The organism is Paenibacillus sp. B46(2026) (assembly GCF_056786355.1).
In genome coordinates this window covers 1,359,513-1,377,115 of record NZ_CM165907.1, presented here as the reverse complement: position 1 = coordinate 1,377,115, position 17,603 = coordinate 1,359,513, and the positions used below count along the sequence as shown (strand labels likewise).

General features: G+C 47.5%; 12 protein-coding genes. 5 read left to right on the top strand and 7 right to left on the bottom strand.

Annotation, left to right across the window (positions count from 1 at the left end):
- Positions 1-5: 5 nt before the first annotated feature.
- Positions 6-977, bottom strand: a complete 972-nt coding sequence (locus tag AC1S8V_RS06135) for an ABC transporter permease (RefSeq protein ID WP_482072875.1) — start codon at positions 975-977, stop codon at positions 6-8.
- Positions 978-1,973: 996 nt separating this feature from the next.
- Complete coding sequence (locus tag AC1S8V_RS06130) at positions 1,974-2,897, bottom strand: S-layer homology domain-containing protein (protein WP_482072874.1); 924 nt, start codon at positions 2,895-2,897, stop codon at positions 1,974-1,976.
- A gap of 524 nt (positions 2,898-3,421) precedes the next feature.
- Here AC1S8V_RS06130 and AC1S8V_RS06125 point away from each other — a divergent pair.
- The 3 genes from AC1S8V_RS06125 (at position 3,422) to AC1S8V_RS06115 (ending at position 7,579) form a co-directional block, all read left to right on the top strand.
- Positions 3,422-5,164: an ABC transporter ATP-binding protein gene (locus AC1S8V_RS06125; protein WP_482072873.1), complete on the top strand. Its 1,743-nt coding sequence runs from the start codon at positions 3,422-3,424 to the stop codon at positions 5,162-5,164.
- Complete coding sequence (locus AC1S8V_RS06120; RefSeq protein ID WP_482072872.1) at positions 5,157-6,974, top strand: ABC transporter ATP-binding protein; 1,818 nt, start codon at positions 5,157-5,159, stop codon at positions 6,972-6,974. The genes AC1S8V_RS06125 and AC1S8V_RS06120 overlap by 8 nt, the downstream gene beginning before the upstream one ends.
- Positions 6,975-7,078: 104 nt before the next feature.
- Positions 7,079-7,579 carry a DUF5381 family protein gene (locus AC1S8V_RS06115; RefSeq protein WP_482072871.1) on the top strand — a complete coding sequence of 167 codons (501 nt, stop codon included), beginning with the start codon at positions 7,079-7,081 and terminating at the stop codon, positions 7,577-7,579.
- 34 nt (positions 7,580-7,613) lie between these two features.
- On the opposite strand, the gene AC1S8V_RS06110 is transcribed toward AC1S8V_RS06115, so the two are convergent.
- The gene (locus AC1S8V_RS06110; RefSeq protein WP_482072870.1) at positions 7,614-8,045 is read right to left on the bottom strand and encodes an Lrp/AsnC family transcriptional regulator; all 432 of its coding nucleotides are present in this window, start codon (positions 8,043-8,045) and stop codon (positions 7,614-7,616) included.
- Between the two features lie 131 nt (positions 8,046-8,176).
- Between AC1S8V_RS06110 and AC1S8V_RS06105 the strand changes: the two genes are divergently transcribed.
- Complete coding sequence (locus AC1S8V_RS06105) at positions 8,177-8,935, top strand: MBL fold metallo-hydrolase (protein WP_482072869.1); 759 nt, start codon at positions 8,177-8,179, stop codon at positions 8,933-8,935.
- An 84-nt stretch (positions 8,936-9,019) separates the two neighbouring features.
- On the opposite strand, the gene arfA is transcribed toward AC1S8V_RS06105, so the two are convergent.
- Positions 9,020-10,525 carry an arabinosylfuranosidase ArfA gene (gene arfA / locus AC1S8V_RS06100; RefSeq protein WP_482072868.1) on the bottom strand — a complete coding sequence of 502 codons (1,506 nt, stop codon included), beginning with the start codon at positions 10,523-10,525 and terminating at the stop codon, positions 9,020-9,022.
- Between the two features lie 183 nt (positions 10,526-10,708).
- Here arfA and AC1S8V_RS06095 point away from each other — a divergent pair, with 183 nt between their 5' ends.
- Complete coding sequence (locus AC1S8V_RS06095) at positions 10,709-11,614, top strand: ArsR/SmtB family transcription factor (protein WP_482074408.1); 906 nt, start codon at positions 10,709-10,711, stop codon at positions 11,612-11,614.
- A gap of 120 nt (positions 11,615-11,734) precedes the next feature.
- On the opposite strand, the gene AC1S8V_RS06090 is transcribed toward AC1S8V_RS06095, so the two are convergent.
- The 3 genes from AC1S8V_RS06090 to AC1S8V_RS06080 form a co-directional block, all read right to left on the bottom strand.
- Positions 11,735-12,526: a C40 family peptidase gene (locus tag AC1S8V_RS06090; protein WP_482072867.1), complete on the bottom strand. Its 792-nt coding sequence runs from the start codon at positions 12,524-12,526 to the stop codon at positions 11,735-11,737.
- A gap of 336 nt (positions 12,527-12,862) precedes the next feature.
- Entirely contained in the window at positions 12,863-14,038 is a 1,176-nt protein-coding gene (locus tag AC1S8V_RS06085) for a glycosyl hydrolase family 28-related protein (RefSeq protein ID WP_482072866.1), read from the bottom strand.
- A gap of 206 nt (positions 14,039-14,244) precedes the next feature.
- Positions 14,245-17,520: a glycoside hydrolase family 48 protein gene (locus tag AC1S8V_RS06080; protein ID WP_482072865.1), complete on the bottom strand. Its 3,276-nt coding sequence runs from the start codon at positions 17,518-17,520 to the stop codon at positions 14,245-14,247.
- Positions 17,521-17,603 lie beyond the last annotated feature (83 nt).

Below are 17,603 nucleotides of genomic sequence, written 5' to 3'. Positions count from 1 at the left end.
TCCTTTTACCACAGGCTGTTTTCACTGGTGCGGCGTGCAATCTGATTCACGGTAATAAGCAGAATGGCATTAACTACGGAGTTGAACAATCCCACCGCCGTAGAGAAACTGTACTGCGCATCGACCAGACCGGATCGATAGACAAATGTTGAGATAACATCGGACGAGCCCATGTTCAGCGGATTTTGCAGCAGCAGGATTTTCTCGAATCCGACGCCCAAAATACTGCCCATATTCAGAATTAACAAGATGGTGATCGTAGGGATGATCGCTGGAATGTTAATATGCAGAATCCGTTTAAACCGGCTCGCACCATCCACCACAGCTGCTTCATGCAACTGCGGGTCCACGCCCGATAGGGCGGCAAGGTATATGATGGTGCCCCAGCCTGCACTTTGCCAGACTCCCGACAGCACATATACTGTCTTGAACCAAGCAGGATCCGTCAGGAATTGAGGTGCCTGAAATCCAAGGGCCTCCACCAAATTGACAATCATGCCTGAAGAGGGTGATAAAAAGGTAATGATCATCCCCGACATCACGACGACCGAAATAAAATGTGGTGCATACGTGACGGTCTGCACTGTGCGTTTGAAGAAGGAATCCTTTACTTCATTGAACGCTAACGCCAGAATAATCGGCAACGGGAAACCGATAGCCAGCTCATACAAGCTGATGCTAAGGGTATTCCATAGTAAATCCCAGAAATAATAAGAATTGAAGAAACGGATGAAATGATCAAATCCGACCCATGGGCTTCCTGTGACACCAAGCGTTGGGATAAAGTTTTTAAATGCAATTTGTATGCCGTACATCGGACCATAATGGAATATCAGAAAGTATAGAAAGGCTGGTGCGATAAACAGATACAACTCCCAGTTTCGAATCATCCTTCTCCATAATTTATTTTTCTTGCTGTTCGGAATCGTGTTTACCGTTAAGTTTTGCGTCGAGGGAGACTCCCCATTTAGCTGCATCAGTTGTTTCCTCCTTTTGGAGTTCCGAACCGCGTTTCTATGACGGGCGGCTCTGTTCCCTCGCTAATTGGTAACGCTTACACACTGAGTTTATGGATCATTCACGAATCCGTAAATATGCCATTTCAATCTTCACTCTTAAAATCACGGAATACACTGTTACAACGGGGGTTTACACTTTTTGTTTTTAGCTTGTCATTGTCATTTTGGGGAAGTAAAACATGTAGAATTTGACCCTTTTCCCTCCTGTAGATGTCATTTAGGGTTTCATCACATGAACTTGGAAAGATATCAGATCTAAATGGAGTTAGAAAACAAGCCTTAAAGTCAAAACCCACATACTTATCTGACCATGGTATTCATGTCTAAAAGCATCATACTCCAGGGAAAGACGATTAAATGTTAAACCTTAATGTAATATTATCTATCATATACATATCGCATATTACAAGCCTGTAATTGCTTGCCCTTATTCTATAATTCTCCTCCCTCTTTCGTATATATGTTGTTTTTATCTTTGCCTACAGGATACATAAACGCTTGTAAACACTGGGAATATCGAGTCGTATATGTAGATTTTGCACAAGGCTTGGAAACTGAGTCCTGTGATTTTTTTTGGAAAAAGACCATAATGAAAGCTGCTACGATAACCACAAATTAGCTGTATAACCTAAACAAATACCATTTTATATTACATATATGAGAGCATTCGTGTAAATTAACATAACATAAATAACCCATCAAACTTCATGAAATGTAATTTAAATTACCATCTAAAAGAATAGTCGTGATGTAACTTGACTGAGATGAATTCACTTCACCATTCACATTTCTTCCCTTTCCAACTACCAGGATGTAATCCACATTCTTAGCGGTTAAAGGCCTATGTACAGCTTCAACTCAAATGAAAAACCCACCCTCCATACATATATGGAAGGTGGGTTTGAGGATACATATCCGTTTTATCAGCGTTTAGTTAATATGGTTTGCAGTGAATTACTTGCCAGAAGGTTGAGCTTCTGCCGTATATCCTGTTGGAATATCCGTTTCCGCAGTCACATTCGTAATCACCATCGGATACATCATGTCCGGATCAGGCTGAATAATGGAATAGAGCACGATAGCGCGTCCATCCTTCTCCAATTTTACATCATCAATCTTCAATCCATAACCAGGGTGAGGCATTTCAGCACTGAGTTTAACTTTAGTTGTTTTGTCATCAACCTTCGTCGTTGTTACTTCAGGTACGATCGCTTGCTGGCCTTCACCCGGAGTGGTTGGAGCTGGCTCTGTTGAGCCGCCATTGCCGTGTTTATCCACAAATTCAAGTGCATTGAAGATCATGCTTGCAGCCTCCATACGGGTAAGCGACTGATCTGGACGGAAGTTACCGTCCTTATCCAGTTCAATGATGTTCATGTTCAGCAAGTTCTGGACCGCAGATTTGGCGTCCTTACCAATTTTATTTTCGTCCTTGATATCATTATACAACATGATCACCGGATAATTGCCGGTTGTGTTAATTCCTTCATGCAGCAAAATAACAAATTGCTCACGTGTCATCTTGCCCTGCGGATTAACTTCCACCGGAACGGACAGTCCATTCTGGGTAGCGGCCTGCACAGCATCGGCATACCACGTGTCTGGACTAATTTTATCCTGTGCAGAAGTCGCAGCGTATGCATTCTTCAGATCAAATGCATTCACAATCAGTTGAACACCCTGTGGCTCGGACAATGCGAGATCTGGACGGAACTGATCCGCTGTCACTCCGTTAACAATACCTTTTGATTTCAATGAATCGACAACCGACTTCTGCCCTTCATCCTTCACATCTGAAAAAGCGAGTACCGACGCACCTCCTGCTGTCAAAGAAACGCAGAGTGCAAGCGTTGCAGCCAATCCTTTTTTATGTTTCATTTCCTGGCACCTCCATATGATTAGTAAAACCTATTTTTTACCTCTTCATCCCTACAGACGGGATACCCTTAGAAAATGTTTCAGTAATTTCGACATCTGGTGAATACAACACGGGAACACTGCACACAACTCTTCTCCAACGCCGATAATCTAAATCACCTGCTTTTTGCTAGGGCGTGTCTGAAAACTCCGAAGGAAGCAGATTTTGCCGAATTTTCGTTCCAAGCCAGGAAGTTTTCCGCAGGCGTGCCGGGGCACGTCAAGGGAAAGTGACGCAGCAGGGGGCGAAAAGGCGGTAAAAGATGCACTTCAGCGAGTTTTGAGACACGTCCTAAGTGGCTTCGTTGACATCCATTCGGATTAGCGCAAAAATAAGAATAGAGAAATCCATCGGATGACGGATAAACATCAAACCGGATCGCATACAGTAAGAGGGCACGACGCGCTAATAACCAGGTGTCGGCCCTTTTCTTGACTCCACCTGCTGAACTGACTTCAACTATACCAAAAGGAGAACAATGCTTATGTCCAAGAAAGGATTACTTCGCGGTTATGTTGTGTCGAACTGGACTATCTATCTGGTTGCCGTTCTTCTAATTATTGCTTCCAATGTCGGGCAGGCATCCCTCCCCCGCATACTGGGCAGTTTCACCGACCAGTTGATGCAGAATACGCTTCAGATGCAGACGGTCGTAAGGTATAGCCTTTCCCTCCTGGCGATTGCCATCGGGTATAATCTGCTCTTCGGTACCGGGCAATTTATGATTATGAAGCTCGGTCGACGCTTCGAGTTCATGACGCGTGAGCGGATCTTCAGTAAGTTTTCCGAACTCAGTGAGCATTATTTCTCCAAACAGGGGAACGGAAAGCTGCTCAGTTATGTCATGAATGACGTGACTTCCGTCCGTGAAGCGATATCCAATGGTGTGACGCTCATGACCAATGCTACTTTCCTGCTGTTATCCTGCATTGTCATGATGCTGCTTAGCGGGATTCCGTTGACACTCATTCTGATCAGTGTTGTACCCTTGCTGGCCATTCCATTTCTGGTCGTGTTTTTCGGTCCGCGGATTCGCAAGCGCTCTCGCGACGTACAGGAAGCTCTTGCAACCATGACGGAATCCGCAGAAGAGCAGCTGGGTGGCATTCGCGTAACCAAGACATTTGCCATCGAAGACAGTGCTCGTGCACGCTTTGGAACCACCGTCGATGCGATCAAAAGCAAACAGCTGCGGCTCGTTCGTCTGTCTTCCTTGTTTCAAGCCTTGCTCCCCCTGTTGGGAGCCATCTCATTGGTTATTTCTCTGCTTGTCGGAGGTATTATGACCATGCAGAATTCTATTACACTCGGAAGTTTTGTCGCCTTGACCTTATATCTCCGCATGATCATGGGGCCGCTTCAACAGATTGGCAATGTCATTAATACCGTTCAGCGCTCAGGCGCATCACTTGAGCGGGTGAATGACCTGCTCAGCGAAGTAGCGGATGTGCGTGAACTTCCTGAAGCCACAGCGCTCCAAACCGTACAAGATATCACCATGGAGAATCTGACCTTCTCCTATCCTGGCAGTTCATCTCCTGCTCTCAAAAATATTCAACTGAATATCCGTGCCGGGCGAACGGTCGGTATTGTAGGCAAGACGGGCTCAGGTAAGAGCACCCTGGTTAAGCTATTGCTGCGTACATATGAACCACCTGAAGGGACGATCCGCATCAATGGTGCAGACATTCGGCAGCTGTCCCTGGAGAGCCTGAGATCCCGTATCGCCTATGTTCCTCAGGATGGATTCCTGTTTAGCACCACCATCCGGGATAACATTGCATTCAGCGACCGGGAAGTATCACAGGATACCGTGGAGCATAGTGCGCGCCAAGCCATGATCTATGACAATATTGTCCGATTTCCTGACCGCTTCGATACACTGCTTGGCGAACGAGGGCTCACGCTCTCTGGCGGACAACGTCAGCGAACCAGCCTCGCAAGAGGACTGATCAAGCAAGCACAGTTACTTATTCTGGATGACAGCATGAGCGCGGTTGATGCTGTCACAGAGAGTGGTATTCTGCGCAGCCTACGAGAGATCGGCAAGGGCAAGACCACATTAATCATCTCTCACCGCATTAGCGCGGTCCGCCATGCCGACGATATTATCGTTCTGGATGACGGGCGAGTTGCTGAACAGGGAACACATGCTCAGCTGATGGCTGCCAAGGGATTATATGCGGCAACCTATCGTTTGCAGGAGGAGGGATTACATCATGTCTAACACTAACGCTGAACTTCGCCCGGATCCAGAGGCCGATCAGAGTAAACGAACTTCGTTTAAGGCCATGATGGCTTACGCCAAACCTCATAAATGGGCTTTTGCCGGTATCTTCTTCTGCTCACTGCTTGGCATATCGGCAGATCTGCTGCAACCCTATCTGGTGAAGATCGCCATTGATGATCATCTGGCCATAGGCCAGACCAGTGTGGGCTTTCTCGTTCAGCTCGCTGCCATCTTTCTCGGGCTGGCTATCATCAGTTTTATTTTTACCTATATCCAGAATAATCTGTTGCAGCATGTGGGACAGAACATTGTATCCCGGATCAGAAAGGACTTGTTCAAACATATCTCCAAAATGTCCATGTCCTTCTTTGACCGTTTCCATATCGGCAGTCTGGTCACGAACGTATCCAGTGATACGGAGACGATCAGTAGCTTTTTCACTCAAGTACTACTCAGTCTGATTCGGGATGGTATGATGCTGGTGCTCATTATCGTTTTTATGTTCCAGCTTGATCCTGTTCTGGCGAGTTACTCCCTGATCGTGCTGCCTGTCATTGCCGTTGTAGCGGTACTATTCCGTAGTCGACTGCGGAAAGCTTATCAGAATGCCCGTACGCGTCTTTCCCGGTTGATCGCATTTACAGCGGAGAACTTGTCCGGCATGTTCCTGATTCAGGCTTTTCACCAGGAAGAAGAACAGAAGAAACGTTTCTCGGAACAGAATGCGCTCCATCTGAAAGCCAACATTGCGCAAGCCCGTTCCAATGTCATATTCAACCGCACGTTTGATATCCTTGGCAATGCGGCACTGGTCATGATGGTCTGGCTTGGAGGTCGCGCCGTACTGGGTGAGTCGCTGCAAGTCGGGGTATTGTATGCGTTTATCAGCTATATCCGTCAGTTCTTTCAACCGATTAACCAGATTACGATGCAGTGGAATACGTTCCAGTCTACCACCGTCTCGATGGATCGCATCTGGAACATTCTGAATACGCGGCCTGAAGTTGCCGATCCCGAACCTCAACAGGCATCGTCGCTGGAACCTCGGAATGTGATGGGGCAGATTGATTTTAATGATGTGTCGTTCGGTTATCGGGCAGATCGGCCCTTGATTCAGCAGATGAACCTCCACCTCTATCCGGGTGAAATGGTAGGTATCGTGGGGACAACAGGCGCCGGTAAAAGTACACTGATCTCCCTGCTCAATCGCTTCTATGATGTAGACAAGGGCAGTATCGAGATTGATGGTACCGATATCCGGCAGCTGCCGCAGGCCAAGCTTCATCGGATCGTGGGGCTGATTCAACAGGAACCCTTCCTGTTCTCCGGTACCATTATTGATAATGTGAGAATGTTTCGTGAGGATATTTCAAGAGAGCAAGCGATTGAGGCCTGCCGGTTTGTCGGAGCACATGCGATGATTTCACGTTTGCCGCAAGGGTATGATACGCATCTATCCGAACGCGGAAGCGGTCTGTCTGCCGGGGAGCGGCAGTTGATTTCATTTGCCCGGATCGTGGTGTTCCAGCCCCGAGTGCTCATCCTGGATGAGGCAACCGCCAATCTAGACTCACACACTGAACAGCTTGTGCAGCAGGCGTTGGAATCGGTATCCCAAGGACGCACCACCATTGTCATTGCTCATCGCCTGTCCACGGTGATGCATGCCGATCGAATTCTGGTGATGGAGAATGGGGAAATTGTGGAGGAAGGCCCACACCAGGAACTGATCACAGCCAAAGGCGTGTATGCCGACTTGTACACCCATGCGCGTGATGCAGGTAAAAATTCAGCTATATCAGGATAATAAACCTGAGTTATAGTAAATACAGAACGTTGAACATGCCGCTCTGCTCATGCAGGCGGCACGTTTGGCATATCGATCAGCAATGTTCATTAGGAGGAGTATCTATGCAACAACCTGAAACACCCAAGCATGACGGTCAGCAGATTCGTTACCGTCGCAGCACGGCTATATGGAAAGGAAGTCTATGCTTCTTGTTCCTTCTCTTGTGCGTGATCCTGTTGTGGATCATCGTGGATGGACAAGCCGAAAGACTGGAGACGATATACTATTCCATCGTAGCCGTACTGGGCATGTGGTTGATCGGGCCATTGTTCTTCATGTTCCTGTCTCGACTAACCAGAACCCCCGCTGTTTTGTTGTCTTGGGATGATGAGTCTGTACGTACTGGCAAACGAAAGATTCCTTGGAGCCAGATTCGCAAAGTTGAACTTGCCTCACCCGCTCGTAGTAAGTGGCTACTATCCACCTCACCCATGTTCGTCCTGTACCTGAAGGACGGCACGCGATCTCACGTTCAGACCGATCACCTGCTCAGCAAAAAAGAGCTGAATCAGGCAGTGACTTTGCTACAGCAGGCTTTACAGGAACAGCAGCAAGCTCTTTGAACATCGGGATGGATGAGGACAAGCTTCCCACACATCACTGTGATTTCTCCACACCTATGGACAGGCTGACTTTGTAATTGCCGTAAGGCAGCAACACTTCCAGCAGTTGGCCCAGCTGCTCTGTGGTGCCGGTCTGCACTCGCATCAGGTAGCAGCCTTCTCCGCTGACGCGATGGACTTCAACGATGTCCTCACGTTCAGCGATGAATGCACGAAAGGCGGCATGTCTGTGGCCGGAGTTCAAAAAAACCGTGACAAAGGCCTGTAGGCCGAGGCCTACACGTTCCGGGTTCCATTTTACCGTATACCCTTCAATTACACCCAGATCTTGCAACTTGCGCACTCTTGCACCGACAGCCTGCCCTGTGAGATGCACCTCTTCACCAATCTCTTTGTGAGAACATTTGGCATCCCGGATCAGGATCTGCAGAATGCGTATATCTGTGTGATCTATCGTTTCATTCATTTAGCTCTAGCAATCCTTTCACCGTGAAATTAGTGCAACCTGTTTCCATTCATCATGTTATGTACGACATTAAACGGGTTGTATACCATATAGGGTAATACTATTAAAGAACCTGAAGGAGTGCAAATATAATGAAAATTCAATTGATTCGCCATGCTACACTCTGGCTGGAATTCGGAGGGCTGAACATCCTCGTTGATCCGATGTTGATGGACGCTGAAGTCATGCCTGCATTTCCAAACACACCGAATGAGCTACGTAATCCGAGAGTCGGTCTGCCTGAAATCGAAACGGATTATCTGAATCCGGATCTGTTGATTATCACACACACCCATCTGGACCACTGGGATGAAGCCTCAGCGAAGCAATTTCGCAAGGACATCCCTCTGATCTGCCAGCCTGGGGACGAGAACGTATTTCTGGAGGATGGATTCACGGATGTAACAGCTGTAGATGAGAAGCATGAGCATCACTCTGTCCGATTCGCCCGTACTTCCGGGCGTCATGGTACGGGTGAAATCGGCGAACGTATGGGCAAGGTGTCCGGCTTTGTACTCGAAGCAAATGGAGAACCTGTCACGTACATTGCCGGGGATACCATCTGGTGTGAAGAACCTGCTGAAGCCATTCGCCAATATAGCCCTGAAGTCATTGTCTTGAATGCCGGAGGAGCTCGCTTCGTAGAGGGTGATCCCATTACGATGGACGGGCCTGATGTTGTTGCCGTGAAGCGCCATGCTCCGTCTGCTCATGTCATCGCTGTGCACATGGATGCGATTAACCATTGTGTGGTGTCTCGCACGGATCTCGCCACTTATCTGGCATCCGAGCAGTTGGATGGTCAGGTGCTCATTCCACGCGATGGCGAAAGTTTTGAGTTTAATTCGTAAGTGAGACCGTAGCACGTGACGAAAAAAAGCTGGATGCGATGAACTCGCACCCAGCTTTTTTGATTCAAGAAGTACGCTGATCCATTACTGTACTTTCAAACGAATCACGTTCCATGATGCTTTTGCCAAACTCGCCGTAATCAGGATATCGGAGATGACTGCACCCCCACGATTATGAGGAGCGACACGATTCGGTTGTGCTGCCGTATTAGATGCTTTGAGATCATCACTTTCCAGCACAATATGCTCGATCACGGTACACTTCCCGAAGCTGCGCAGGTCCACTTCGAGCGGAAGGGATTCTTCCAGATGGCGGTTGACTGCGAATACAGTCACTTCACCCTGCTCTTCGTTATGCACTGCAATAGCTTCCAGATAAGGTACATCTGTGATTTGTTTTGTATCGTATTTCGGAGACTGGATCAATGGCACCAATGCTGTTCCGCGTCCGAAGAGAGATGTATGCATGAATGGATAGAAGATCGTCTGTCTCCATGAACCACCGCCCGTATCTGTCATGATCGGTGCAATCACGTTAACGAGTTGTGCCAGACATGCCATTTTGACCCGATCCGCATGTTTGAGCATACTGATCAACATACAGCCGACAAGCAGTGCATCCTCATGATTGTAGATATCCTCAAGCTGTGGCGGAGCAATCTGCCATGGGTCCATCTTCGAATCATTTTCGTTAGAGTGATACCATACATTCCACTCGTCAAAGGACAGATACATCGTCTTCTTGCTGCGTTTCTTCGCTTTGATATAATCACAGGTCGCCTTCACCGTATCGATAAAACGATCCATCTCAAGCGAGCGTGCCAGGAACGTTGGCGTATCTTGCTCCTGGTTGCCGTAGTACTGATGCAGGGACAGATACTCCACGTGATCATACGTATGATCCAGCACTGTTGCTTCCCATTCCGGGAACGATGGCATATTCAGGTTCGAACTTCCGCAGGCTACCAGTTCAATCGTCGGGTCCGTCCACTTCATGACTTTTGCCGCTTCCACAGCTAATCGTCCATACTCTTCTGCCGTTTTGTGACCAATCTGCCAAGGGCCATCCATCTCGTTGCCCAGGCACCATGTTTTGATCGCATGAGGCTCTTTATAACCATGCTTGATTCGAAGATCACTATAATACGAACCTTCCGGATGGTTGCTGTATTCCACAATATTACGAGCTGCATCCGTACCCCGTGTTCCCAGATTGACCGCCATCATCACTTCGGAGTTCGCCTGTTTTGCCCAGTCCACGAATTCGTTGAATCCAAATTCATTGGTCTCAATCGTTCTCCAAGCCAGTTCAAGTCTGCGTTTCCGTTCAGACACAGGTCCTACTGTATCTTCCCAATTGTAACCGGATACAAAATTACCCCCAGGATAACGTACAATCGGTACTTGCAGCTCCTTGACCATCTCCAGCACATCCGTGCGAAAACCCTGTTCGTTGGCAGATGGATGTCCTGGCTCATATATTCCACCGTACACGGCACGTCCGAGATGCTCAATGAACGAACCATATAAACGCTTATCAATTACGCCAATCGTAAAATCCTTGTCTACCGTCATTTTTGCTTTTTCCATAATGAATTCCAACCCCCCTAAGATTAATATAAAAATAAATTCATGTTCTATGGATCAACGTTCATATTTATATTAAAATCGATTATAGTCATAATTTCAACAGGAACTTTGCAAAATGTTATTATTTTTACTGGATTTATGTTTAACTTAATTCTATACGAGAAAATTGGAGGAACAATTGTGATCAGAGCAAATACCGATGCCGAATGGCTACCCCTATATGAAGCACTCGCCAGTGAAGTTCGTTTACAGATCATCCGCCTTGTTGCAGAGACACCCATGAATGTGAAAGACCTCGCTGCTTCACTGGGTCTGAGTAGTGCCATCGTGACCATGCATGTCCGCAAACTTCAGGATGTGGGCATTATTCAGTCCAAAATGATACGCAAAGACGGCGGCACCCATAAAATGAACAGCCTTGCAGTAGACTGGATTGGCATCTCCATGCCTCAGGAAAGCGGGACAGCCCGCAAGCTGCATGAGGTTTCCATTCCTGTGGGACATTATACTCATTTTGATGTCTATCCCACATGTGGTCTGGCTACATCCAGTCAGGTCATTGGACAGTACGATGACCCTCGTTATTTTCTTGACCCTGAGCGGATGCATGCCCATATTCTGTGGTTTGGCCGTGGATTTGTGGAGTACAAAATCCCAAACTATATCTTATCCGGACAGCAGATCAATGCCATTGAATTGTCTCTGGAGATCGGATCAGAAGCCCCTTCAGTGAATCCGAATTGGCCCTCGGATATTACATTTATGCTTAATGGCATCCGATTGGGGGAATGGACAAGCCCTGGAGACTCAGGCAACGGACGCGGCATGTTCACCCCGGAATGGTGGAGTGATAGTATCAATCAATATGGCATGCTCAAGGTGCTGCGAATTACGAATGAGGGTACATTTATCGATGGACAACATCTATCCGAAATTACACTCGCAGATATTCCGGTGGAACGCAACCAATGGACCCTTCGTCTCTCGGTGGAGGAAGATGCTCAGCATGTAGGCGGTCTTACCTTATACGGTGAGGGATTCGGCAACTACAATCAGGATATCCTGTTCCGACTGTACTATCAGGATTGAGTTCATCGGAATAATAAATAACACAAAAACACCTTCCACTCGCCTTTTAAAGGCAAATGGAAGGTGTTTAATTATGCATATGAACATGCGCAGAATATCGAAGAAGGTTCTTGTTCTAACCTACAGCGCACTGCCACCAAACAGGAAGCGATACTCCCAGTGTTTACCGGAGATATCACTCGTCGTTACACCACCGCCAGCGTTGGAATATGTGTGTAATACTTTTCCGTCGCCCAGGTAAATCCCTGTGTGCGTAATGGTTGCGCTAGATTTATTCACGCCCGAATACGATGATGCAGAGCTACCTTTATAAGACATGAAATACATCAGATCGCCACGTTTCAGGTTTTTCCAATTCGTCTGAACCGTACCCTTGGCTTTTACATAGGCCCCCTGTTTGCGGGAATCCGCTGGAAGCTTGATGCCCAGTGCATCGATGAAGGCCTGACGTACAAAGCTGGAACAGTCAAACGTCGCTGTGCTGCTACGACTAGCTCCGAATTCGTAAGGTGTACCCCAATACTTCATGCCTGCAGCAATCACTTTCTCCACAGCTGCATTACCGGTTACCGTTGTACCACTCGAACCTGATCCACTTGTGCTGCCACTAACCGCTTGTGTGTATTTGGATGAAGAAGATATGTAGCCTGTCCGATTAGCAGAATCCTTAATTTTATACCAATCCGAACCGGATTGCTGAAGCACCGTTACCGTTTCCCCTTTAGCGACCATACGAACAATCTTCGCAGAAGAAGTAGGTGATGTGCGAAGGTTTACGCCCCAGATTACTTTTACTTGTGAATTGTCAACAGCTGCTGCTGATACCTGTGCCGTTAGTGCTCCTGTCGTCAGACTTCCCATCAGCATCGTTGCTGTGACACTTGCCGTAATAATGGTTTTCTTCCAGTTCATGATGTCGAGTTCCCCCTGATGTTACAGAATTTTAACCTGGCTTGGTTCTCCCCGGCTTGCCCCATTGTAAACGGGCTATCCATAACGTTCATCAGTCGAAAGTCCTGTATTGCTCCAGGCGCACTTGAGCACTAAGTATCAGGGTCTGTCCATCGTCTGCTGGCAAAAAACACTACCGATTCCTTCTTTTTCAAAGGTTAAATTATTGTAACTATTTGATATGCTTGATTTTTCCGCGATACAAGAGCTAGGTCGTTTCTCATCCAGGACATGCGCCATATGACCTAGGTTTTAATGTTTAAAATCGAAAATATGGTAAATATTACTACGGTTCGTTTACCGATTTCGGTTACCCATATTCACATTTTTGCTTCCACCCTCAATACTGATTGATTTACCAGCAGTGTCCGTTACATTATTGCGGATCTCATTGTTGCTCGATGAAGTGATACGTATGCCAATTCCGGAAAACCCAGAATACGTCGTCATCTCGTTACCAATGAGCTTGTTGTTGTTGGCATTGGCCAGTCGAATGATTGCATCGGGTTTCAGCGCAGCGTTTCTTTGGAAAATGGTATTATTGATAAATGTATTGTTGTCCGATTGCACCAGAATTGCCTGCAGGGATGAATTAATAATCGTATTATCGTAGACTTGGTTGCCTGTCGCCCCTGTCAGTACAAAAATTCCACGCGGATAATTCTCAATGACATTGTTATTAATCGTGTTGCTCGCACCTTCATTGGGAATGCGAATACCTGCGTATCCATCCGTTTGATGGGTTTTATTTATAATCTGATTCCCGGATACCGTTGTGAAGGTTGCACGTGACAGATTGATGCCACTGCCTCCGCCTGAATTGGTAATGTGGTTATTCATAATTTTAACATTCGTGAACTCACCTGCCGGATAACTCTCGTGTCCTGTGGCGATGGCATGTCCATTGTTCCGGTCAAAACGGCTATTGATAATCTCCGAATCCTTTGTTCTGCGAAGTAGTGCACCAATCGTTGTATCCCGAATCTCCATGCGGTCCAGTGTGAGGTGAGAAACAGCCATATCCATGATAATGCCACCTACCTGACTCTCGCCACGGGCCTCGCGATTCGTACGATCGGCGTCGATCGTGATATCTGATAACTTGATGTTGAGCCGTGTATCATTGTTGCGCAGAATCGGGTTACCAATCACATATTGGCCCGCCAATCCGGTTTTCTTAAATATCGTTTGGCCTATTCCGTCACCGGACAGACTTACTCCTGCATATAGGCGAATGGATTCGTCTACCAGATATGTTCCTTTTGGAAAATGGACCGTTCCCTCTACGCCTCGGTCATAGAAATACTTCAATGCATTTTGAATTTCCTTCGTTTGTGAAGATTTGGAGTTGACCTTCACGCCTAAGTCCGTAGCCTTAATGACATTACCCGCTGCTTCAGCGATGTGGACACCCCCTGTGAAATCCTGAAGAACAAACGTAATAACAACGGCAAGTAACAAGCTGGTTCGCATCTTTTTCCCAAAAACATTAAACATACTCTACCTTCCTCTCATTTAAAATAGTTGAATTACTTACATAATTACCCTTTATATTCTTCGGTCAAAATTGTTCAAATTTGAAGTATTTCTATTAAAAAAAAAAGAAAAAGCCAGGGATTTCTCCCCAGCTTATCCTGTATATTTAGTATCATTACCAACGAGCTGGTCTGCCAGTTCGTTTAAGGTTCAATTCCCCATACCTTGGTGCCATCCTGATAAGCTGTCACTTTCGTCCAGGCACTGAAGTCAGTTTTGGTTGAATCAAAGGAATAATCATTCGTTTGGTCAAAAGTAGTCCAGTTGTTTTTCGAAAAACGTACCTGGATGACTCCGGTCTCGGCACCCGCAGCCAAGTTGCCAGCACCGGATTTGAATCCAATCTCCAGGTACGTATCTGCCGTGCCCTTGGCCGGATCTACCGAAACAAAATGCCCTTCCACGTTACTGCTACCAATCTGTGCATAATCACACCAGAAGCTTAGATCAGCGGCACTGTCCTTCGTGAAATAATACCGGATCTTCACTTTGCTCAAGTCCACAGCCGTTGTACCTGTATTCTTCACATTGAACTGCGGAGTAATCGCATTGCCCGACGTTCCTGAACTACCATTACGGTATTGCACTTCAAGCGTTCCCGTTGTGACTGGAGGTGCCAATGGTGTCAACACCAATACATTCGAATTCGTCTGACCACTCGTATTGATGGCAACGACTCTGTAATTGTAAGCCGTACCATTCACCGCCGTAGCATCGGTATACGTCAGTGTGGTCAGACCTGTTGCGAGATCCGCGTATGCCCCGTTACCCACCGAACGTTGAACTTTATAAGTAGCTGCCCCGGTTGATGCTGTCCATGTCAGTACAGCTTCGGCATTGCCAGCCGTTCCCGTGAGGGTAAATACGCCTGGCACAACGACACCTGCCAGTGGTGTTGCAGATGCCTGTGTTGACGGTGCGGACTCACCTACGGCATTCACCGCAGTGATGACATAATAATACGTTGTGCCGTTGGTCAACCCCGTGTCCGTGAATGTCGATGCTGTGACTCCTGTCGCTACTGGCGTATAAGGACCTCCGTTCACTTCTGCACGTTTCACGGTATACGAGGCTGCACCGGTAGCTGCGCTCCAATTCAGAACCACTTGCTCGCTTCCTCCGGTTGCTGTTACACCAGCAGGAGCAGCGGGTACTTCCACTTCCGGACTATCAGAATCTCCAAGGAGACGATCATACTCGCCATACGCTGTAGCCATATCCACCTGTGACCAGAAGCGGTGATACGTAAAGGTAGGTGCACCGTTTTCCCACTGCTTCGTGGTCGGGTTATACGACGTTTTGTACAGGTTATCCAGGTAAGCCCATGCCGGATCTTGCTTGATAGCTGGACGCAGGTCGGAGTATCCAATGTATACACCATTGCCACCTTTCGCCGGATCGGAAGGTACACCTGCTGTACCTGGAATCGTGTTGCCTTGACCAAAGGTTCCAGACCAGTTCGCCGGGATATAGATCTCTTTGGCAAAGAAGCGGAAGTAGTCTTTACGTTCTTCTTCCGTAACAATCCCCACACCATCATTGTAATCCCAAGCTGTATCCAACAGAGCCTCAGCCAAATCCTTGGCTTCTTGGCCTTCCGCGCTAAGTGTGCCGTTCTCTGCCTGTGTTCCCGCTGCGAAGAAGGTCAGAGCTTTAACGTAACTTCCCAGAACTCCTGTGTCCTGCACTGGATCTTTGGTCGTTACACGGAAGTTCGGATTTTCCGTAAACGAACTGAATCCGTTCCATTTGTCAGGTTGACCTTGCCATTCCTGACCACCCGGAATCCAGAACTCTCCCGGAGCCGGCGTTGTCGCTACCTGAACATTAGTTCCACCCAAAATGCGCTGTCCAGCCGCATTCAGATAATAGCCTTGCGCATCCGTCACCGGACGCTCACCTACAAATACATAATCCTTACTCCAGTCGATCCACTTCGTGATCACTTTTTTGGCCATCTGGAAGTTCTCAGAGGTCAGATCACCGCTCTCCGCAAGAATATAGTACATCTCGGCTACACGCTCCAGCGGCCATGCCTGGAATCCAAACCAGGTGTTGGAATCCGGGTCACGATATACAGGTGCCTCCTGATAGGCCATATCATAGAATGTACTTGTTCCTGCCGGATAAGCCGCATAGGAACCGCCGATACTGTTGGTTGCTCCCCCGCCGATAGCTCCTTCATGAGATTGTAGCCATGTGTAGAATTCCAACTGACGTTTCAGCGTAGCATTCCAATCTGCCTTCGCTGTTGCTGATTTCGGAATCAAGCCGCCAGCCGGGTCAGACAAGGCATACGCTGCAACCGGGTTTTGATAAGCCTGATGGGTATGGCTCGCTCCAATGCGCCAAGCCCAATCCCCACCTTGACCCAAGCCACCACCCCAAGACGTATACCAAGCCATGAGATACATGTTGGAATCCTTGCCTGTACCCGCAGTCGGTGTACCGTTCTTTGCACTTCCAATTTTCTGGAAGTATTTATCATACATACCATAGCGCAGATAGTCCCCCATCTTCTTCGCTTTATCCAGATATTCCGGATTGTTGTATCCCATCTCCTTTGCCCAATATAGCACCTGTACAGCACGTGCATCGGCATCCGTTGCGTTTGTGTAACGCCATTGCGCTGACGGTACCTGATTTTCCTTTGTGAACAAGCTCATGAAGCCTTCGTTTGCCTTACCAAAAGATTTATCATCCTGGGATGGATGCGGAATGGCTTCCCACACAGACTCCTGCTCCCCACGCTGGAACGTGTTCACATAGGTAGCCGTATGTGATGGATTCAACAGGTTGCCATATCCATACCAGTCATCCACATCGACCAGCCAGTGCATGAGATAGGTCTGATTGTCACCATAGGTCGCCTTAAGTTCGGCATCAATCGGGTCTTTACCCGCTGCATATTGACCATTAAGTTGCGATGGATATTGATCTGGGAAAGGTTTTTCCGCTGCATACGTAGCAGGGCTGTTCGGGTTGTATGAGCTCATCGTAGGCTGCTCTTCCTTGCCGTCACCTTCGTTAACCGGGATAATGTATTTTTCCATACTGTCCCAAGCTGCTTCCAATTGGGACCAATCTCCCGTGTAGTGACCGTACATCGTTTCCAACCACAGCCAGTAACTGTATGCCTCGGACGTCGTCATATGACCATAATCCGGTGCCTCACTCAGCAGGGTCTCAATGGAATGATACGGTAGACCCTCTGGTGAAAAATATCCGTTCGCCGGATCTTTCAACTGATCATACAATTGCAAAAACCGGGCTTCATTAATGCTGTCTGCCTGAATTTCAATGGCCTGATCTGCGGCATGTGCCGTTTGCGGCCCTGCCCAGAGACCGGTGTATCCGGTCAACATGACGGTTCCCGCAAGCATGGCTGTTAAACTTTTTTTCGCAGCTGATTTCAACATATTTTATACCTCCCTGAAATAGTGGAAATGCATTATCAATCGCTGTTGGTCTGCCCATGCTGCTCTTTCGGCTTTTGATAATT